This window comes from Larkinella arboricola, assembly GCF_003259745.1.
GTDB classification, from domain to species: Bacteria; Bacteroidota; Bacteroidia; order Cytophagales; family Spirosomataceae; genus Larkinella; species Larkinella arboricola.
This window is the reverse complement of record NZ_QLMC01000007.1, coordinates 282,761-302,687: the sequence shown is the minus strand read 5'-3', so window position 1 is coordinate 302,687 and position 19,927 is coordinate 282,761. Positions and strand designations below refer to the sequence as shown.

The 19,927-nt window shown below is 43.2% G+C and carries 21 protein-coding genes, 1 tRNA gene and 1 pseudogene; 12 read left to right on the top strand and 11 right to left on the bottom strand.

Features of this window, described 5'->3' with window-relative positions; translation table 11 throughout:
* On the bottom strand, positions 1-948 hold a 948-nt coding region (locus LX87_RS25065), incomplete at its 3' end, for an AAA family ATPase (RefSeq protein ID WP_111631034.1).
* Positions 949-958: 10 nt separating this feature from the next.
* Entirely contained in the window at positions 959-1,555 is a 597-nt protein-coding gene (locus tag LX87_RS25060) for a hypothetical protein (protein ID WP_111631033.1), read from the bottom strand.
* 400 nt (positions 1,556-1,955) lie between these two features.
* Between LX87_RS25060 and LX87_RS25055 the strand changes: the two genes are divergently transcribed.
* From LX87_RS25055 to LX87_RS25035, 5 genes are all read left to right on the top strand, one after another.
* On the top strand, positions 1,956-2,414 hold the full coding sequence (locus LX87_RS25055; RefSeq protein WP_111631032.1) for a hypothetical protein: 459 nt from the start codon (positions 1,956-1,958) through the stop codon (positions 2,412-2,414).
* Positions 2,415-2,569: 155 nt separating this feature from the next.
* Positions 2,570-3,421, top strand: coding sequence for an RHS repeat domain-containing protein (locus tag LX87_RS25050; RefSeq protein WP_111631031.1), 852 nt, complete (start codon positions 2,570-2,572; stop codon positions 3,419-3,421).
* A gap of 159 nt (positions 3,422-3,580) precedes the next feature.
* Positions 3,581-3,991, top strand: a complete 411-nt coding sequence (locus tag LX87_RS25045) for a hypothetical protein (protein ID WP_111631030.1) — start codon at positions 3,581-3,583, stop codon at positions 3,989-3,991.
* Positions 3,992-4,142: 151 nt separating this feature from the next.
* Positions 4,143-4,709 carry a hypothetical protein gene (locus LX87_RS25040; RefSeq protein ID WP_111631029.1) on the top strand — a complete coding sequence of 189 codons (567 nt, stop codon included), beginning with the start codon at positions 4,143-4,145 and terminating at the stop codon, positions 4,707-4,709.
* A gap of 38 nt (positions 4,710-4,747) precedes the next feature.
* On the top strand, positions 4,748-5,050 hold the full coding sequence (locus LX87_RS25035) for a hypothetical protein (protein ID WP_111631028.1): 303 nt from the start codon (positions 4,748-4,750) through the stop codon (positions 5,048-5,050).
* 558 nt (positions 5,051-5,608) lie between these two features.
* Here the strand turns inward: LX87_RS25035 and LX87_RS25030 are convergent.
* The 3 genes from LX87_RS25030 to LX87_RS25020 all read right to left on the bottom strand — a co-directional run bounded on the left by LX87_RS25030 (position 5,609) and on the right by LX87_RS25020 (position 7,026).
* Complete coding sequence (locus tag LX87_RS25030; RefSeq protein ID WP_111631027.1) at positions 5,609-6,187, bottom strand: hypothetical protein; 579 nt, start codon at positions 6,185-6,187, stop codon at positions 5,609-5,611.
* A gap of 45 nt (positions 6,188-6,232) precedes the next feature.
* A complete protein-coding gene (locus tag LX87_RS25025; protein WP_170139452.1) occupies positions 6,233-6,511 on the bottom strand; it encodes a hypothetical protein in 279 nt (92 codons plus the stop codon).
* 71 nt (positions 6,512-6,582) lie between these two features.
* Positions 6,583-7,026 (bottom strand): DUF3997 domain-containing protein, encoded by a 444-nt coding sequence (locus tag LX87_RS25020; protein WP_229310816.1) that lies wholly within the window; start codon positions 7,024-7,026, stop codon positions 6,583-6,585.
* A gap of 204 nt (positions 7,027-7,230) precedes the next feature.
* On the opposite strand from LX87_RS25020, the gene LX87_RS25015 reads away from it, so the two are divergent.
* Positions 7,231-7,848, top strand: coding sequence for a hypothetical protein (locus LX87_RS25015; protein WP_111631025.1), 618 nt, complete (start codon positions 7,231-7,233; stop codon positions 7,846-7,848).
* Positions 7,849-8,351: 503 nt separating this feature from the next.
* On the opposite strand, the gene LX87_RS25010 is transcribed toward LX87_RS25015, so the two are convergent.
* From LX87_RS25010 to LX87_RS25000, 3 genes are all read right to left on the bottom strand, one after another.
* Positions 8,352-8,807 carry a hypothetical protein gene (locus LX87_RS25010; protein WP_111631024.1) on the bottom strand — a complete coding sequence of 152 codons (456 nt, stop codon included), beginning with the start codon at positions 8,805-8,807 and terminating at the stop codon, positions 8,352-8,354.
* Between the two features lie 4 nt (positions 8,808-8,811).
* On the bottom strand, positions 8,812-9,162 hold the full coding sequence (locus tag LX87_RS28905) for a hypothetical protein (RefSeq protein ID WP_170139451.1): 351 nt from the start codon (positions 9,160-9,162) through the stop codon (positions 8,812-8,814).
* A gap of 817 nt (positions 9,163-9,979) precedes the next feature.
* The gene (locus LX87_RS25000) at positions 9,980-11,422 is read right to left on the bottom strand and encodes a hypothetical protein (protein ID WP_111631022.1); all 1,443 of its coding nucleotides are present in this window, start codon (positions 11,420-11,422) and stop codon (positions 9,980-9,982) included.
* A 283-nt stretch (positions 11,423-11,705) separates the two neighbouring features.
* Here LX87_RS25000 and LX87_RS24995 point away from each other — a divergent pair, with 283 nt between their 5' ends.
* Together LX87_RS24995 and LX87_RS29415 are read left to right on the top strand one after the other, a co-directional pair.
* Positions 11,706-12,572, top strand: a complete 867-nt coding sequence (locus tag LX87_RS24995) for a MerR family transcriptional regulator (protein WP_111631021.1) — start codon at positions 11,706-11,708, stop codon at positions 12,570-12,572.
* 228 nt (positions 12,573-12,800) lie between these two features.
* A pseudogene (locus LX87_RS29415) lies at positions 12,801-13,568 on the top strand (recombinase family protein); the annotation flags it as partial.
* A 733-nt stretch (positions 13,569-14,301) separates the two neighbouring features.
* Here the strand turns inward: LX87_RS29415 and LX87_RS24980 are convergent.
* Positions 14,302-14,388: transfer RNA gene (locus LX87_RS24980), tRNA-Leu, on the bottom strand.
* Between the two features lie 119 nt (positions 14,389-14,507).
* Positions 14,508-15,746, bottom strand: coding sequence for an ABC transporter permease (locus LX87_RS24975; protein ID WP_111631019.1), 1,239 nt, complete (start codon positions 15,744-15,746; stop codon positions 14,508-14,510).
* Between the two features lie 177 nt (positions 15,747-15,923).
* On the opposite strand from LX87_RS24975, the gene LX87_RS24970 reads away from it, so the two are divergent.
* Positions 15,924-17,186 carry an asparagine synthetase B gene (locus LX87_RS24970; RefSeq protein WP_111631018.1) on the top strand — a complete coding sequence of 421 codons (1,263 nt, stop codon included), beginning with the start codon at positions 15,924-15,926 and terminating at the stop codon, positions 17,184-17,186.
* 82 nt (positions 17,187-17,268) lie between these two features.
* Here the strand turns inward: LX87_RS24970 and LX87_RS24965 are convergent, their stop codons facing one another.
* Complete coding sequence (locus tag LX87_RS24965; RefSeq protein WP_111631017.1) at positions 17,269-17,466, bottom strand: hypothetical protein; 198 nt, start codon at positions 17,464-17,466, stop codon at positions 17,269-17,271.
* Positions 17,467-17,498: 32 nt separating this feature from the next.
* Between LX87_RS24965 and LX87_RS24960 the strand changes: the two genes are divergently transcribed.
* The 3 genes from LX87_RS24960 to LX87_RS24950 all read left to right on the top strand — a co-directional run bounded on the left by LX87_RS24960 (position 17,499) and on the right by LX87_RS24950 (position 19,845).
* Positions 17,499-17,867, top strand: a complete 369-nt coding sequence (locus LX87_RS24960) for a cupin domain-containing protein (RefSeq protein ID WP_111631016.1) — start codon at positions 17,499-17,501, stop codon at positions 17,865-17,867.
* Positions 17,868-17,981: 114 nt separating this feature from the next.
* The gene (locus LX87_RS24955) at positions 17,982-19,304 is read left to right on the top strand and encodes a glycosyltransferase (RefSeq protein ID WP_111631015.1); all 1,323 of its coding nucleotides are present in this window, start codon (positions 17,982-17,984) and stop codon (positions 19,302-19,304) included.
* Between the two features lie 13 nt (positions 19,305-19,317).
* The gene (locus LX87_RS24950; protein WP_146624549.1) at positions 19,318-19,845 is read left to right on the top strand and encodes a hypothetical protein; all 528 of its coding nucleotides are present in this window, start codon (positions 19,318-19,320) and stop codon (positions 19,843-19,845) included.
* The last annotated feature ends 82 nt before the right edge of the window (positions 19,846-19,927 follow it).

Here is a 19,927-nt window from a genome sequence, read left to right as displayed (position 1 = left end):
GGCGGAAAAATTATATTTGTCAGCAAGCACAAAGCGCTTAAAGCCTCTCTTCCCTTTCCAACTTAAGTTGTCCACTTTCTGCTGACGACGTACAACGGCATGATTTGCGTTTCCATATGATTTGGGATGTTTGGGTAATGAGATGAGTTGTAATTCGTTTTTGCGTTCGGTGAATAATGGCGTTAAAACCTCCCGAAATTCCGGGTATAGATCATACAAATCCTTAAGCCGAGCTGTGTCCTTGGCGGCTTTAATCATAGCTTCCACCTGCTGTTGACTGGTGCCTTCCTGACACCAGCGCAGAATCTGCTGACCTGTTTTGGGTGAGATGGAGAAATCGGGTTTGTCAGTGAATAGTCCTGTCCGGTCCTTGGTAGCTTTGGCGTAATGACGATTATCCAGCTCAAAGACCAGTGTAAATTCGTAATCCATGCCTTCCCTTGTAATGCCCTTCATGCCTACCTTTTCAGGGACTTGTCGGTTGTTCTTCTCCACGAGAACATAGTCCTGTTTGGCTCGGATGGTAGCAATCAAATGACAGTTGCTTTGCAACAGAGCATTGACCAGACTATCATGGCGAGGAGTTAGCTTACTCCAGTTGGTGTAGGAGTTACCTGTCATAGCCGAGTGTTCATCCAGGATGTGTTGCCATTCATGGGAAAGCGAATCCAGAATGATCACCTGCACACCCGCCCCTTCACACACCTTCAAAGCTTCCATGTAACGTTCAGGTGTATACGGTGGATCTAGAATTAACACCCGATACTTGCCCAGGTGCTCAAATAGATCCGCCGATTTGTTCTCTGTATCGATAATGGCAATTGATGACCAGTTACCCGTAAGCCCATAAGCCAGCAGTAGGGAAGAGTATGTTTTACCCGAACCCGATGGACCTTGCAGCAACACCCGAATGCGAGCCTGTCTGCGTTCTGCGTAGCGTAAATGCATACCCTTTGGATTAATAAGCAGGTAAAAAGATAAACTCAGCGCCCTTAAAAAGAACCTGACTATCCAGATCCGCCTTCACGTAATTGATAAAATGCTGGGTTAAATCCAGTCGTAGCCCCTTGGCGGTTATCTCACCAACAAGCTCCAGATACGTGTTTGGCTTCTGGGAATCAGGGTAAAATCGGATAAAGAGCTGCTTACCATCCACTTCATAATCAGCTGTGTCAGATGAAACTTCCTGTAAATAGCCGGTATTTGTGCTTTGTAAGACTTGCCGGACTTCATCTTTCGACAGAGCTACGACAAATTCGGCTTCAAACTTACCGACTCGACCCTTCTGGAAAACAAGTCCCATTGAAATACCAGCAATGTACCCATTGGGACCATTCCCCTGAAAGGTCCACAGATACAACCCATCCTCTCGAATGTGGTAGTTGGTCTTCAGATTCAGTCCCTGATTTTGCTCAATCGTTCGAGCCGCCTGGGGATCACGGTCTTTTAGCTGTTGCCAGCTCTTTTCAGCGTTATCGGTTAGAAAGTTGTCATAGATAAACTTGAGAATGAACAGGGCAAAGGCGATGCCCAGTACGGTGAAGAAAGTACCCATTTTTCTAAAATGTTAAAAGGTGAAAAAGATGATGGATTTAAATTCATGTCGTATAGACATACCGGGGGTACCCGACGACACAATCGAGTGACGGGGAGAAGTCACGACTGCCTTGTCTTTCTCACACTTATAGCCTATTTTAAAAGGGTACTCAACTTATTCTGCTTGATAGTATCTTACTGCAAAACAAGTACGAGTGGATGAGTCGGTACGGAAATACTATTTAGTATGACTGGTTATTCCACCTATACATACATTACTTGGAATACTGATTAACAGAGCTTTCATTACTAAGCTCAAACCAGTAAAAAAGACTCATTTTGTCCAGGTTTTCTTTTATGAAAAGGACATCCTATTTTTATAAACGAATCAATATTGGGAGCTAAGGCACTCTTCAACGATGGACTGGCAACAACTGAAAGAGAACGTATATTACCAGGACGGTTCTCTCCGTGATATTTATGTACACCATGTAACCAGAAAAGACTGGCAACTCTGGGCTGATTACGTTAATACCCATTATAAAACATCAGTTCTGATTTACGAAACACAAGCCAAAACCGATACGATTGACATCGGAATTGCTTTTGCCTATTGGAATAGATCTCATGATAATTGCTCGACCGCTTCCGTCTATTTAGATGAGATTCAGGTCAACATTCACTTTTTTCGGGAGAATGAAATTGAAAACGATCTAACCCCGACAGAGGTAAAATCGGTTGAGGACCACAATAAAGTATTGGCTTACATGAAGGAAATGTCAAATGTTCTTAACAAGGAGGTTGTTTTAACACCTGAGAATGAACCTGAAACAGTGCTTATTTCCGTTAACCGGGATAAGACTTTTATAAATCTATGAAGGCGATCAATCTATCGCAATAAAAGGATAGAATGTGAACTACTTGTTTTTATATAATCATCCTAGCGACTCGTCAACCGAAAAGTACATTTTAGTTAATAAAAGCCATTTATGTTCATCTTTTTATTAACATTACCAGACAAATCCTCAGATTCATGAAACAGTTATTTACGTTAACCGTTGCGCTTTGCCTGGCTTTAAGTCTTTATTCTTGTCTAGACCATCGTGGCTTACCTCCCACAAACCCACAGGGGGTCCGACTGAAATTGATTTATACGAAATACAATAATGTGACAATGACGGGTATTGACACCAGTAATGCCACTGGATTATTGGAATTGTCCTACGATGCCATGAACCGGATAAAGGGGGTAAGTAATTTCTACCGCTCAGGCAGTGGAGCGTATAAAAGGGTTTATCGAACACTCTTAATATATGATGAGCAAGGGAAATTAACGGAAGAAAGTTTTATTGATGAACCCGGCGACAATGACAACTACTCGGGAAGTTACAGCTATCAATACGACGCTATGAATCGGCTTACATCAATCAATGATGATAACGGTACTCCTTTTCAATCCTATACCTATGACTCCCAAGGCCGGATTAACAGCCGAACTACTTTTGTGTATGATGGGCCAACTATTATTTCATCATCCGTTGAAACCTTTGAGCTTGATGCCCAAAACAATATCAGTACGAATGTAGCGACCATTCAGAACTCATATGGTTCGTTTCGGCGGAAGATTGTAAGCAGTTACGATCAGGTACCCAATCCGCTTTACAACTTTCCATTTACCATTTGGAGTTCCGGCCTCTTAGCGGCTACACCAAACACCCCAATGGTACAAACCGTTATGGAAACGAATCAGCTCACGGGCGCTTTCGAACCGCTCACTTCTAATCAAACGTATACCATTACCCGTGAATACAAAGATGGATTACTGATCAAGACCATTAATCCTCGTTTTGATCAAGGGACGATCTTTGAATATGAAAAGCATTAGTGGATTTAATAATTTGAGCGTATTCACCAATGGAAAGAATGACTTAGGCTTAGTTCTATAAGCTAGATAATCGTCTAACCTCAGCATTCATTGAGCCTGTTTATGTGGTAGGTCTCCCTTATTGAAGCACTATAGCAAGGCCTTTTTCCATTTAGTAAAATGAGTAAGACCGAGTTTTCTGATTTTGTCCTAAAGACCCTGGAAGAACTTATCCAGTATGCTGAAGTCTATGCGGGCAACGTCCTGCCTAGAAAGCTGGCCTTTAAATGGATGAGTGAAAAGGAATACACGGATGACCGCCAAGAAGTTCTCAATAAGATTGTGCAAGCGGTCTATGTTAGCGAAGATTTGATTTATCCCTGCGTCGATTTAGTCGTCAAAAGTGTAAAGAAAAACCGATTACAAATTGAAGGTCGCATAGCGGGCTATGAGCCAAGGCCCTTTCAAAAAGGTTGGAGTGGCCGTATGGGACCCTTTATTTACGGGATTGGGTTTGCTGTTCCCACTGACAAAACCAAAGTAGAACAGATTAAAAAGAAGCTGATTCAAAAAGGTTTATTACCCAGTTAATTCACGTAATGAATGCCAAAACGGGTCAAGAGTTGATGAATGTTTCCTAAGTTCTGAGCAGAAGCAGGATATGGTATAAGCACTTGATGAATTTAATGGCTAACCTATAAACGCATGAATCAACACAGGCTACATAAGCTTATTTAGCAGTATGCAGACGGACTATACTTATTTAGGCTCTTTGCTTGGTAGACAGTTTTTGATTTTACCGGTAGAGAATATTTCACAATGGAATGGTTGTCAGGAAAGTATAGAGGGTATAAGTGATTATGACCAACTTGGTGAACTTCCTGACTACAGCGAAGCCCGAGTAGCTTCCTTTATAAAATCAAAGGACCTACAGTACGGGCTATTCTGGAGTATGTCTACCAAAGTAGAAGTCTTTAAAAAAGAGGATGCCGTTATCCTGATTGAAGGGTTGTACTTCAATCAATCCTGGGACTACTCGCAAAGCATGAAGCTTAGCTTACTTGATCACACAGAATTAACCTTCTCCCTGGAAAATGGAAAGTTAGTTATCCTTGACGCAACCGAAGATGGAAAAAGCATAGATAGCAGCCAACCAGCGGGAGTCTTTAGTTCAAGGAGTGATGGGGTTAATTCTTATGCTATTGTTAGTTTAGTGAATGGAACCTATCAAGTAAAACGAGTAGAAGTGGCTGTCTCAATAAGTAATGAAACTATATTATTAGAAGGCATCGAGATCAGTTTATCCTGATGCGCCCCTAACAATGGTTGTGATTATATCGCATCAAAATGGACATAACGATACAGAAGGAAATACTTAAATCACTGATTAACAAGGCTATTTCAACCTATCTGGACCATAACTATCCAGCTCAGGAGATCCCTATCGCTGAAGACTATTTTTGGCATATTGAAAAAGATAGTCTTTATCAGATGAACGATGGCATCAATCCAAAGGATCTAAATCTTGGCTCGTTGCACGATGCAGTTATGGAATTAAAGCAACTGGCTAATGCTGATAATGACTATATACCCAACCATATTGATATTAGAAGAATTTCATTTGTATTACGGTATTTATCTACGGTGTAGACGCATAACTTAACAAGATTCTTACTTACTCAAAAGATTCAAATGAATTTTGACAATTTCTACTGGCATGATTTACCCTTAAATCAATTACCATTGACCGAAGCAATCCGGGATATGATGATCGTATCGTACTTGAAATCGACTGGTATGATACCGGAATGGGTATGTTAACCTTTCATGAGGTCTACAAAGCAAAAATTGACCTGAACGTTGGAATCATAGCCACCGAATCCATATTTATAGTACGACGGATGATGAAGAACTACGCCTACTGGCTACTAATTCGAAAGGAATGTTTCCTGTTCATAAACTGACCTGTTATATTATCAATACTAATTCAACCGCAGGTCAACTTAAGATTTGCGCCAAAGGCTTTACAGTAGACAACTAAATAGTAATAAAGTTATAATGTATCTCAGGCAACAGAAACTATTTTTATTAGAAATAATCACTCAACATGTTGTTAGTTATACGGCATAGTTTAAGAAAAGTGTAATTTATTTACCTACAATTTAGTTGTATTTCATAGTGTCCTTAGGCCAACCGAAATCATACTTATCAAACATTTTTTTTACCTAAATACTTTGCTTGAATAAATTTCGTGCAGTCATTCTTAAACTCGTCAGTCCAGTCAAGCAAAATAGCAGAACCACCTGAGTGTACAGTTGTCTTTACAAAATTGTAGATTTCTTGCCCTCCTTGCGCCCCAATACCAGTTAAGTCAAAGATAAAGTCATTTGTCCATGATAAAGTTGTATAGAGAGCAAGTTGTCGCTGCGGAGTGCTCGCCAAAGTCTGCACTTTAGTATTGGGGGTTATCCATTTTATGTCATAAATTTTCTGATAAACCGGGTTTGTCTTGTTTGCATTCTTGTTAAGATAGGTACCGACTGTCAATGGGAAGAAGTGTTGCCGAAACCAACTTTCCTTGAAGGGCTCTACGTAGCGCAATGGGGATACCAGTTCGACGTTGTTATAAGTAGCCTTCCCAGTGATTATGTCAATCAAGGCGAATTCAAGAGGGCGAAAAAACGATCCACCAGGAAGTTGAATGATTACAATTTCACCTTTTGTCAACGTAAAGGATGGGATGAGAAAATTGTCCACTATTTGCTCTTGGATTTTTACAAGCATCATGGTAAGGTGATTACAGCTAATCCTCTAAAATGATTTGTTATTCGACTATCCATAGAATTCGGTGCTAAGTCTATCTATAATTGAATCTACTTTACGGCCAAAATCTGTATAAATGCTGTTTATAGTTCCCTTTGCTCGCAAAGCTTTTATTAATTCGCTCATAAAACTGTCTAATTGCCCAATAGGAATACTGAGTTCAACTCCATTTTTTTGGTATAGAACATTCTGTGAATGAAATACAGAATCGAATTTATGTTGCGGCTTCAAGCAACTTTTTATGATTTCATATTCATCATTAGAAAGCTTTATTTTAACCTTCTTCATCTGTTGTATAGTTGGCATTATAATAAGTTAAACCTATTACATTGCTATATCTTAGGCATTTGATTAGTCAATTATGGCTTCCAGGAAACGTGAATACTTAAGGATTTTGCTTTCATAAAGAATTCATCCTGCTGATAAGGGCCATACTGCTGTTTCTTTTTAACATCAATGATGTAAAACCGGTCTGATGGATCATAGGTATTTTCTTTCAAATCGGTTGAACGAAAGCCAGGGGAATGTAGTCGAGCACTGTCCACTTGCCAAGCGCAGATATAAGCACTATTGTTATAATACTTTCTCAAATACACAAGTGAATTTACTCCTTTGACGTCAGAGAGAATCGCATTCATTGGTCCTCCTTCATTGACCCAAGTATAGCCTTCTTCTATTTCTTCTGTATAATCTGACCATCCTGCTCCGCAGGATGTAGTGAAGAAAAGCAAGCACCCGTAGAATAACTTATTCATTAAAATTGATTGTATAATCAATGTGGCTGCTACAAAACTCGGTTTCAAATACTTTCTGAGTTTAGAAAGCGACCTGGCTTACAGTCATTTCATCGATTATATCTTTATCATCTAATTGAGTCTGTATTCCAGCCAAAAATAGGAAATAGTTAGCTAGAACTATATAGTAGTCCCTCGAAAAGATAAATATATAAGCAATATGTATATATTGCCTTGATAAACTTTATTTAATCTTTCTCTTACAAAAGCAGTATGAAAGCTACTGGACTTAAAAGTCATTACCAGCTTGTTCTAGCTATCACTCTTTTTTTATTTAGGTGCACTGATAAACCGAAGGATCTCCAGTGGGACAAGGTAAGGATCGATTCCACCATTTCTCGGAACGCAGTATTTCAACAGCTTGACCAACAGCAAGAGATTACTTCATTTCCTGAAATTCCTGATTCACTGCTCAGGCGAACGAGTGATGTGGCTTACTATACTAGCCAACAGATGGACTCATTAAATAACCCCTATGCTAAATTCAATAATTGTAGAGCCTATTTAAGCAAACCAGACAACCTGATCATTAATATTGGGTCATCTGATGGTTTCACTGGCCACGGATTTATTATAAAGTGCAAGGACGGAAGGTTTCACACAGAAGCCTATTTATTTAGTGACAACATTACTGAAAACGAGAGGGAACCGATACACACCATACTGTATCAAAAGCTTACTTTAAATAAGATGACCTATGTGATTGGGGATAGTTTGTATGGATATATTAAGTTTAAGTCCCTAGAAGTAAATTCTGTAGAAGACACCGTAGTACATACCGGCAAAGGACATTTTAGGGCAGTAGTAAAAGCCGATTTTAGAAAGGATTAGGCAAAATTCTGGGAGTAATAGAGCTTACCTTATATGCTTCTATCAGCTCTACTATCTGAATGGTATTAAGCATCAACACACCATTAACTGTATACAATAGGCTAAGAAAAAGCTTCAATATTTGTATTTAAAATTCAGAGCCTTAATACTCAGAATTAAGTACGTACTTATTTTTGATTATATTTATAACAACAAAATAATCAAAATCAATTAATACCATAATGATAGCGCATAAATCATGAACTCTTTGTTATCGATGCCTCAAGATAACAATAGGGAAGTCTTCGTTTAAAATTAGAAGGACATCCACTCTCCGCATCAGGTTAACCTGTACTTTCAACCTCAAAACTCGCTCAACTTTCGAACGGATCAGCTACTTGTAACCAGTCAAAAAATAGTATAATAAAATAGTAGGTCAATTAGTTCTTCCTGTGTGGAAATAGCTTAAAATACGGCGTTTTCAATTACCTTAGTTTTGATAGATATTTAATTCATTACTAGTTTTATAGGTCGATCTTTTCAGCCTGGTAGATTTGCTCCCTGTACTCGCTTGCTTCCCGATAGCTATCAAACACGTATATTTTTGATTGAAGTACTCTTACATCACTTCCTACTTTCTTAGCAACTTGATTCATAAAATTATCTTTAGCTTGATATTGGCCATCTTCACCCTCAATTGTCAACACTGGAGAGAGGTAGAACCTCTTTTGCATAGGTTTTTCAGTAAAAATGATATCTTTTTCTATTGTCTCGACAGCCACAAAAGCATATTGTTGACGAAGCCGGTGTTCTTTTTCCGCATATAGCTGCAAATATGAGGTTTGTAATCCAGTCAGTTTTGACTCCAACAGCCTTGTTTTTTCTTTTTGGTCAGACAAGCGTTCATAGCTATATATACTAACAATGAGTAATGTTAGGAGCAATCCGGCAATGATAAGTTGGTAGTATAAAGGACGCATCTGGTTATTTAACCGTTGAAATGGTGACAAAACAAGCCTCGTATCCCAGCTTCTGTTGCACCCAGAAGGTGTAGTTCTTTCCGTTATTACTAAACTTATATAGCGGTATCCCAAATTTATCACCGGATCGGTACGGCTGTAACTCTTTGATCAAGTCGTCGAGGGTTCTTGTTTTATTACCATAACTAGTCCAGGTGAAGATAATTCCATAGGGGTCTTTTTGGACGGTATGAACTCCTTTAATGCGGTCTTTATTTCCTATCCTAAATCGATAAGCATTTTTGTCTGCTTTACTAAAAAACTCTTTCTTATACGAGTAAGACAGCATCATTTTATCAAAGTAGGCAATACTCATGGGTTCAATTTCAAATACATTATCCAAGCAGGCCTTTACGGTGGGTATGTAGTCTTCACTGCCAGAGAGATACTTTCGGTAGTACTCACTGTAAATTACCTGGGCCTGGATACCATTCTGGGTGCGGGAAGTAACTGACAGGAGGTTGAATGAAACTAAGCAGATTATAACTGAACGATCAAGCACCTTCGTTTGCAGGGAACAATTACTAATCTTAACGGAGAGTTTGGGTAAGGGATGTGTAAACATATACCTATGGCTAAATGAGAAAGAAGAAGCGTGGTACGCTACTTGCTCGCCAATCGAGGCCCTGAGAAGCCTGCACGACAAAGCAAAGCAACGCCCACGCTAGCCGTAGGCGTTGAGACTTCGCTCCCCGTCGTGCACAAAATTTCTCAGGTTTCGATTGACAGGAACTTAGTTCAACACTAATTATATGTGATCAAAAGGATTCTGCTCCTATTATTACTTAATTTTGGTTTGCAGACAAATATACACTATTGATTACAAGGTTGAAAAGCTTAATTTATTTCCTTTCAACAATCTGACTGTTTGTAATCTAAGCGCTTTGGTCAGGAATTTATCAGTCAGCGAATAATAACCCAAAGGCGGCACTTAATTTAAGGTCATTTTTAACCCCGTACGGACGTTTTATTTTTGAGATATACTTCCCTTAAACTTTACCATAATAATGCAACAGAGGCGATAAAAACCACATTATCCAACGTCACCATAAGTACTTATTCCAAGTAGCAGAGATAGGAACCCTTTTTTATCTTCTTCGCAAACGATTACACCAGTGTTCTTACGATGTGCCTTATTTCCAGTACTCTCGTTTGAAGCTAGGTTTCATACCTGTTAAACGCTGCAACTCTTCCTGCATTACCGTTTCCACATATTCTTCATTACCAACAGTTGTCACGATGGAATCATGCAAAGTAAAGATGGGCAACTCGGGTCGCTCACAAGAGATACGGTTGGCAATGTGATCTAAAAACAATATAGCCTCGATATTCTGGAGTAAGATGGCCAACGTGCTATACTGCTTTGATTTCAACAGCGAAAATAACCCATAAACCATTGGAAAGACTTGACAAAAGGCTTCACGATGCATTTTGAAGTATTGCCGATCATCCTTGGGATTGGCAAAAAAGGTTGTCAGCGTAGTCTCTTTCACTTCATTACGGGTCAAATCAGCCTCTCCATTCGCTCGTTTAATGCGAGATTGCATATATTCATAATACTGCCCTGTTTCTACTAAGTAGGAATACATCAAAAATTCATCTATCTGTCCTGTTTTTTCTTCCAATTTCCCGCACATAGGGAGTAGAGGCCCCCCCCCAGGGGTGGAGAAGGAGAGAGACAGAGTAGGGAATACAGTATCTCTCGTATTATGGGTTACTAAATACTGCATTACTTCTTCAATGACTGGCTGTAGTAATACCTGACTTTTCTCTGATAGCTGATTAATCGTTAACCGCTCGTCATCTGCAACTGGTGAGTAGAAGTGAGGAGTGAACAGTATTGATGCTAAAAAGGGCTGAGAATTGCATAAGTCAATTGATACTAGGGGTTGCCCCTGGTAAGTCAAACAAGACCGAAACTCACTTTTTAGGTTCGTGAGGTTGGAGTGAAATCGTTTGCCTGAATCATCCACTATAAACTTATACCGTCTGCTTACGAAGGGTTCAATCATATATTGATAAGAAGCATCCTTTAGATTAGCCACTTCAATTTCTCGTCTAGTTCCCTTCGTAGTGTTCTCCTGGTAGAGCTGGGCCCTTATTTGATGAGCCTTTTCTTCATCAGCCTCTATTTCATCGAACCATTTGACAAGATCAGGATAGAGTTCTATTGCAGGGCTATTCCTATTCGTCGTCTGCCGTTCTATTCGTTTTACCAATTTAGAAGCAGAGATTTCTGTGATTTGCACGGGTGTACGGTATTCAGCCGTTAACCGATACCCTTTTGACTTTCGATTAATCGTATTTGAATAATATCCATCTGTTTCTAAAACCCCCACCTTAACCAAATACTGCAAGTGATACTGGTAATCCCAAACTACTCTCTTAAGTAGCTGTGAGTATAAGTAAGTATACGGATATTCATGGCTGTCAAAAAGACCTTTATTCGAACTAGGTAGTTCAATGACCAAACCGATCAGGTAACGAAACTCATCAGGATGATACGTGAAATTAGGTGGATAGTCCACTAAAATTTGCTCAATATTGAGATTTTGTGGCAACATTAGAGTATTCATAATATCTGTACCTTATTAGTTATCAGTTAATTAATACATCATGGAAGATATTTGCTTATTTGCAACCTAACCATAAATGTCGAGTCACTTGGTAGTAGTATTTAAATCTAGTGGCTGATACCGCCTTAAATGATATTATCCCGCTTCAATCCTTCTAAGCGCTATCAAGGTTGTAAAATGCAAAAGTCTACTATACTAATCCAAGCGTATCCTAATATTAAATATTGTCTATAATTTGAACCTTTCAAAGTTAATAAAGGTTCTAACTTTAAAGGATTTAATTATGGAAGAGTTTAAGAAGTATATCGGCAGGTGGACCCAAGAGAACTATTTGGAAGGTTTTGAACTCAGCGAAGAGTTTTTAACTATAGTGACAGATAAGAAGTACACCATCAGTTATTTAGATGACCAGAAATATCATGTGGTCAATTATTGGGACAAGCAAGGGTTATTACTAACTAAACGAGATGAAGTAAGTAAATGGCGGCGATTCAGTTTTGCTGAATACGTTTGGATGCATATGCTGCAGGAATTAACCGAAATGGGCGTCTCTCATCAGAAAGTAGTTAACGCGATCAGAACCGCCTATGGAATACCCGAAGAGCCTGCTCACTTGGAAGACACAATGACTGAACAGGAAAAGTCATATTACTCTACGCCCAATGATGAGACTACTCATGAAGAGTTTGGGCGGTTACTGGTGTCAAGCATGCTTAAGAAGTCCGCTTTGGCATTACGAATCTATAAGGATGGAACTTGCAAAGAGATGTGGGGGCACGGAGAGTACCTGTTCATACCAGATCCTAGCCGCGATTGGGACTTTTTTATTCAAGTTTCTTTAAGCGAAATACTGAGTAAGATTCTAGCACTAGGCAAATTTGATAGTATCATGCTCAGTCATGCACTGAATAAAAACGAAGCGGAACTAATAGAACACCTTCATAACGAAGAGCTTACCTCAGTTTCAGTTCAATTAAAAAAAGGTAAGCCTGTAATGTTCGAGTTGACATCTTCAGGGCAAGTCAAGGATGTACTTCGATTAGCAGAACACTTGATAGAAGGCAGGTACGAATCTATTTCGTACACGACAAACGGGGGTAAAAAGGCTGCCTTTAAGAAGACCACCAAAGTAAGACTAGAAAATGAGTAATAAATTGTAGAAAAGGTACTGGACACCCCAGACCATTGATTGATTGACTGGCTAACCGGAAGCCCCGGACGCTGGTACCTCGTTTTAATACAGTGTTAACGGTAAAGCAATGCGAAAGAACCTTAAATAAGAGTGAGAATAAATACAGTCCAGAACAGGTCAAGCGACTTACGGACTTACTTTATAAACTAGCAGAAATAGAACATCAGGCATTTAAAAATAAAGAAAATGAAAGCGGTCATCTATACAAGAGTATCAACAGATGAACAGAGAGAAAACGGATTCAGCTTACAAGATCAGGAAGCTCGTTTACGTAGATACTGTTCTCAGAATAGAATTGAAGTTGTTGGCCATTATCAGGATGACCATTCAGCAAAAGATTTTAAGCGTCCGGAATTCCAACGCTTCCTGAATGATATACAAACCAAGCGAATCAAACCGGATATGTTTTTGTGCGTTCGTGCAGATCGTTTCTCCCGAAATCTACAGGATAGCTTATCAATGATTCAGCGTTTTAGAGCTTGGAACATTGAGTTCAGAACCCTGGAAAACAATATCGAACTGAATACTCCAGAAGCCCTTTTGCCCTACGTCATCAATTTTGCCTTAGGACAAGTGGATAATGAACGTCGCGGACTCAACACCAAACGAGGAATGCGTCAGGCTGTCCGTGAGGGGCGTTGGCCTTGGAGGGCTCCCATTGGTTATCGGAACAATCCGTTAACAAAAGAAATCGAAATAGATGACAAATCAGGCCCCCTTGTCAAGGAAGCATTTGAAAACTTTGCAAAAGGAATCTACACGGCTGAGGAAGTTAGATTAACAGCCCGAAAAAGAGGACTAATATGTAGCAAAAGCAATTTTCTTGACACACTAAGAAACCCTTTTTACACAGGAAAAATCGTCTTAGCTGCTTGGAAAGACGAGAAAGAGGAGACATTTATCGGCAGGCATATCCCATTAGTTTCGGAAGAAACCTTCAAACAAGTACAGGATATACTGAATGGTAAACGAAAGGCTATTTCGATTAATAATACTCGCTGCGATGAATTGCTACTACGTGGGTTTCTCCAATGTAAAGAATGTGGACACAAGCTCACAGGGAGTGGATCGCGTAGCCGTAATGGCAGTATTCACCATTACTACCATTGTCAACATGGATGCAAAGAACGATTCCGAGCCGATGAGGCTAATCGGGACTTTGCTCTATTTCTTGATCGAATGTCGGTGCCTGAAGAAGTCATGAATCTATACTATGAAATCCTGAAAGATGTGTTTGGAACAGATGACGCAAAACGAGAGAGTGAGACAAAGCGCCTAACCGAACAGATCGAACTAGTTAACAAAAGGCTTTCATCGTTAGAGGATAAATACATGGACAATGACATTGATCGCAACACATACCGGAGAAAGAAACAGCAGTATGAAGAGGAAGCTCACGAGATTAAGGCACAGCTTACTTTTTTAGAGAATCAGGATGACAGTTTCAACCGTTATTTGAAATACGGCTGTACCCTTTTGGGCAATCCAGGTAAATACTATAGCGAATCACCCCTGGAAGTAAAGCAAAAAATCATTGGTTCGATATTTCCGGGAAAGTTGATTTATGAGGACAAAATTTATCGAACCACAGAAATGAATTATTTTGTGGAGCTAATCACCTCTGAACCAGGCACTTTAGAAGTCAATAAACAAGAAAAGGCCACCCGATTGGGTGACCTGTCCTGTTTGGTACCGGGAGCCGGACTCGAACCGGCATGCCCTTGCAGACATTGGTGTTTGAGACCAACGCGTCTACCGATTCCGCCATCCCGGCATTACTACGGCGCGTCGCTCAGCGAACGTGGGTGCAAAAGTAAGAATCTGGGACGGTTTTGCAAATCCTGCTGACTAAAAAACCGTATATTTTCGTAAAAGAACATCCATTAGAGCAGGCTACTCATACCGCAAGGCTTCGATCGGATCCAGCCGGGACGCCTTATACGCCGGATAAATTCCTGAGAATAAACCTACTGCTACACAAACCAGAATTCCCACCACCATCCAGAACCAGGGCACAACAAAGTTACCATTCCCCTGACTCACCACCGTCGAAATCAGGTTTCCAATTCCAATACCGAGAACAATTCCACCCAAACCGCCGATAATGCAGATCACAATCGCTTCAATCAGAAATTGCTCCCGAATGCGTCGGGGCGTGGCCCCCAGCGACTTCCGGATGCCAATTTCCCGGGTTCGTTCCGTCACCGACACCATCATAATGTTCATGAGCGCAATCGAAGCGCCCAGCAGCGTAATAAACCCGATGCCAAAACCGCCGATCCGCAGGTAACCGGAAATGTTTTCAAAGTCTTTCGCGAGTTCGTCGGCTCGTCTGATCTCAAACGTATCCGGCCGCCCCAGCACATCGCGCCGGATCTGGCGCATCAGCCCCCGGGCTTCTTCCACCGCCGTTTCGGCGTCTTTCATGTTGGGAACCGAACCCGTAATATTGAAGGTCAGCGTCCGGTTCGCGGCCATCGCCCGGGCGTTTTCCAGCGGCACCAGTACCAGCCGATCGTCGTCCCCGCCCGAAAAACCGCCTTTTTTCTCCAGCACACCAATCACCTTGTATTTGCCGCCCAGCACGTTGATTTCTTTGTTCAGCGGATTCTGGTTGCGGTCAAACAGCGTCGACGCCACTTCACTACCGATAACGGTAACATTCAACGAATTTTCCAGGTCGGTCGGCGAGAAATTGCGGCCCGATTGCAGTTTCATCGCCTTAATGGACAGATAACTGTCATCGACCCCAATCAACTGAACATTGGGGTTGGTTTTTTTCGAAGCATATTTTACCTGAGCCGCACCCGTCACAGAGGCATACACCGACACATTTTCGCCCTGCTGGAACCGCCGTTTAAACGTCATCGCCTGGTGATAATCAATCGGCGGAACGCGTTTTTCGGCCCGCCCGCCAAACCGTCGGTAATCCTGCGGGCCTTCGATGTCAAATGTATTGGCACCCAGACCGGCAAAACTGTTGTCCACCGAACTCTGCAACCCGTCAATGGCCGTCAGAATGCCCACCAGCGAGGTTATACCAATGGCGATGATCAGCGAGGTCAGAATGGTTCGCAGGCGGTTGGAAATAATCGACCGTAACCCTTCGCGCGTGTTTTCGAGCAGATTCATAAAGTACACGGTTAAGGCAGAAGGCAATCAGGAGTACGAAGCAACCGGTCTGAAAATCATCTTATCTTTCCACTCCCGTTTGCTCTGGCCTGAAAACCATTTAGCATAAAAATTGCTTATCTTCGTTAAATTGGTGTAGTTACAAAACTACTCAAATCAGCTATAAATACGTTACCGATGAAAAGGCTGCTCCTACCGCTCATCCTGATTTTGGCATTAACGACCCGGACGTTGGCGTCGAAAATCCTGATTCCAATGGATGAGAATCAGAAGAATCACCTGAAAGCATACGGTATTGCCTACTGGGTTTTACGGCAGTACGACACCGAAATCGACTGGCTCCTGAATTACCGGGGGGGAAGTTTTATGATGCCCCACAACCAGCGATTCGTCAATGAAATGGTGATTCGGGGCGTTAGCTACGAGGTCATTTCCGACGCCCAGGGCAACCAGATTATCGCCGAAGTGTCGTCGCCGGATGCCAACATGGACGCCGTCAAGCTACAGAAAGCGCCGAAAGTGGCCGTTTATTCCCCAAAAACCAAACAGCCCTGGGACGATGCCGTAACCCTCGTAATGACCTACGCCGAAATTCCCTACGAAACGGTTTTTGATGAGGAAGTAATGGACGGGAAACTGGCGCAATATGACTGGCTGCACCTCCACCACGAAGATTTTACGGGCCAATACGGTAAGTTTTTTCAGTTTCGCGATCAGCCCTGGTACCAGGCCCAGAAACGGGAAGCCGAACTGATCGCCAAAAAATACGGCCTGAACAAAGTGTCGGAACTGAAACGGAACGTGGTCAATAAAATCCGGGATTACTGCCTCGGGGGCGGTTACATGTTCGCCATGTGTAACGCTACGGACACCTACGACATTGCACTGGCCACGCAGAATACCGACATTGCCGAATCAATTTACGACGGCGACGCGGCCGATCCGGCGGCCAACAGCAAGCTGGATTACAGCCAGACGCTGGCCTTCCGCAACTTTCAGGTCTACATTAATCCCTACCAGATCGAGTTTTCCAACATCGATAACCAGCCCGAAGAACGCGGCCTGATCGAACAGAACGACTACTTTACGCTCTTTCAGTTCTCGGCCAAATGGGACCCCATTCCGACCATGCTCACGCAAAACCACATGAACATTATAAAGGGATTCATGGGGCAAACGACGGCTTTCAAGAAAGGACTCATCAAGCCGGAAGTGGTGGTGCTGGCCGAAAACCGGGCCGCTAACGAAGCCCGGTACATTCACGCGCCGTACGGCAAAGGCTTTTTTACGTTCTATGGCGGCCACGATCCGGAAGACTACCGGCACGAAATCAATGAGGAGCCAACGGACCTCAATCTGCACCCCAACTCCGCCGGTTACCGCCTGATCCTGAACAACATTCTGTTCCCGGCTGCCAAAAAGAAAAAGCAGAAAACGTAAGAAACACCCTTATATAACCGACTGGTTATCATTTTATAAGCTACCTGAAGCGGGTATTGAGTGAACGGTTTGGAACCGTCATTCAATACCCGCTTTTTTGTGTCAGATTTTGCGAGCGGTCCCACGAAGCCGTCGGCGGCAAAAGCCGCAATTCCGGAACGGTTTCATCCCGTAAAGTTTCCAGTTCATGGCCAAAACTTACTTGTTCACCTACCGGAACCTTGAAGGAGCCGCCCCAGGTGATGACCTTTGCCCAACGAAGCCGAACACTTCGAATCATAAACAACAAATACAACCGCTCTGCGGACTCCTATGAACACGCACGCAACCCTCAATCTGTCGCACGTTGCCATCCGCGAAGCCGACCTTGATCTGGCAGCTACCTGCGGCATCAAGTACTGGTTTCTGCCTTCTCCGCACGCTTCCAAAGTGGATACCGGGGTGGTCTGGCTGGCCGCCGGAGCCTGCGGAACGGCTTTACACACGCACGCCGAAGAGGAAGAATATTTTTCGGTAGAATACGGCGAACTGGAAATCTTTGTCGATGACCGCTGGATTCGTCTGACGCCCGGACAGTCATTAACCGTACCGCCCGGCACGCGGCACACCCTGCGCAATCAGTCTGCCCGCCCGTGCCTGTACTTCTACGCCATTTCTCCGCAGTACGGTTCGCTGATCTGATGCCCGTGCAGCCGTTTTGAGTCGCTAAGGCCCAGCCTGTCCATCTTCTTTGAACCACCTCCTGCTCACCCGCGGTGGGTCAGAACCCTATTGCCTCCAAACAACAAATTAATCATGAACACCAGAAGAATTCTTTTCGCCACCATCCCCGCCGACGGGCACTTTAATCCACTCACGGGCCTTGCCAAGCATTTACAGGAATTAGGGAATGACGTTCGGTGGTATACCGGCGGTCAATACGTCGCCAAAGCCGAGAAGCTGGGCATCCCGGTTTATCCGTTCCGAACCGCCCGGCTCGTCAACCAGGAAAACATGGAAGAACTGTTTCCGGAACGAAACCAGATCAAAAGCGCCATTGCCCGGCTACGCTTTGATCTGAACAACGTTTTTCTGCACCGCGCTCCGGAATTTGTGGCCGATATCACCGAAATCCATCAGAAATTTCCGTTCGATCTGCTGGTTTGCGACACGCTGTTTTCGGCCGCTCCATTAATCAAACAACTGCTGAATGTGCCGGTGGCCACAGTCGGTATTGTTCCCCTGTCGGAGACATCGAAAGACCTGCCTCCGTCTGGAATGGGTCTGACGCCCGCGCGGGGCTTCTGGGCTAAACGCAAACAGGACTTCCTGCGCTACCTGACCACCAACGTTCTGCTGAAACCGTGTACCGACCTGTATAATACCATACGGCAACAACACGGTCTGGCTCCCACGAAGGACTTTCTCTTCGATGCGTTCATTCGTAGTGCGGATGTGTACCTCCAGAGTGGCGTTCCCGGCTTTGAATACGCCCGGCGCGACATGAGCAAAAACGTCCGGTTTGTCGGTCCGCTTCTCCCGTATAGCAAAGGAACTCGCCATCCGTTTCAACACTACGATAAACTGAAACAATACCGCAACGTTCTGCTGGTAACGCAGGGAACCGTCGAACGGGACCCGGAAAAAATCATCGTTCCGACGCTCGAAGCCTTTAAGGACTCCGACTTTCTTGTCATTGCGACCACCGGCGGCTCCCAGACCGACGCGCTACGGGCCCGGTATCCGCAGGACAATCTGATCATCGAAGACTTCGTCGATTTCAACGAAATCATGCCGTATTGCGATGTGTACGTCACCAACGGCGGCTACGGCGGGGTTATGCTAAGCATCCAGAACGGTTTGCCGATGGTAGCAGCTGGCATTCACGAAGGCAAAAGTGAAATCACGGCCCGCATCGGTTACTTCAAACTGGGCGTCAACCTGAAAACCGAAACACCAACGCCCGATCAGATTCGTACGCAGGTCCATACCGTTCTGAAAGACCCGGTTTACCGCCGGAGCCTGTCCAAACTGCGGGATGAATTTGCCCAATACAACCCGAATATCCTGTGCGAAAAATACATCAGCGAAGTGCTCGACGAATCGCTGCGTACCGCTATGCAACCTTCCATTTTTTAACGTGAATACAACCATGAAAAAAGTAACACGAACAGTACTCAGTCCATTGCTGATGCTGCTGCTAATCAGCCTGGCCAGTTGCTCAAAAGACAAAGACGGCGAGCTTGGTCCTGGCGGCTACGTACCCGCCGACATGGCCGGTCAGTGGCTACACGGCACGTTTGCCATGGCCAATTACTGGGGCTACGACGGTAGCTACCAGGGAAATCCGTCGGAACTGTCCGTTGCGTTTGATTTTAAACCCAGTGGGCATTTCGAGATGTTTCTTATCATCATGGCCAACGATTACGGCTGCCGGACCGAAGCACTGACCAACCTGAAGGGCAAAGTCGAGTTCAACGAAGCCGCGAAGACGTTCACCATTACCCCCACTGAAGGCAACTATCGTGGCTATTACTCCTGCGCATCCAACCGCAATTTTAACCGGAAAGCCACGGCACAGGAACTCCAGGAACAGAAAAAAACCTATTCGTATGAATTTACGGAGGATGGCAAATGGCTGATGATCAACGGCAGTTCGTTTAAAGCCACGAGCTGGTAACCAGACCGCAAATAACCTGCGCACCTGCGGGTTATTTGCTTAATGAGCCAATGGTCGGGATGTGTCGTTATATGCCTGTTTT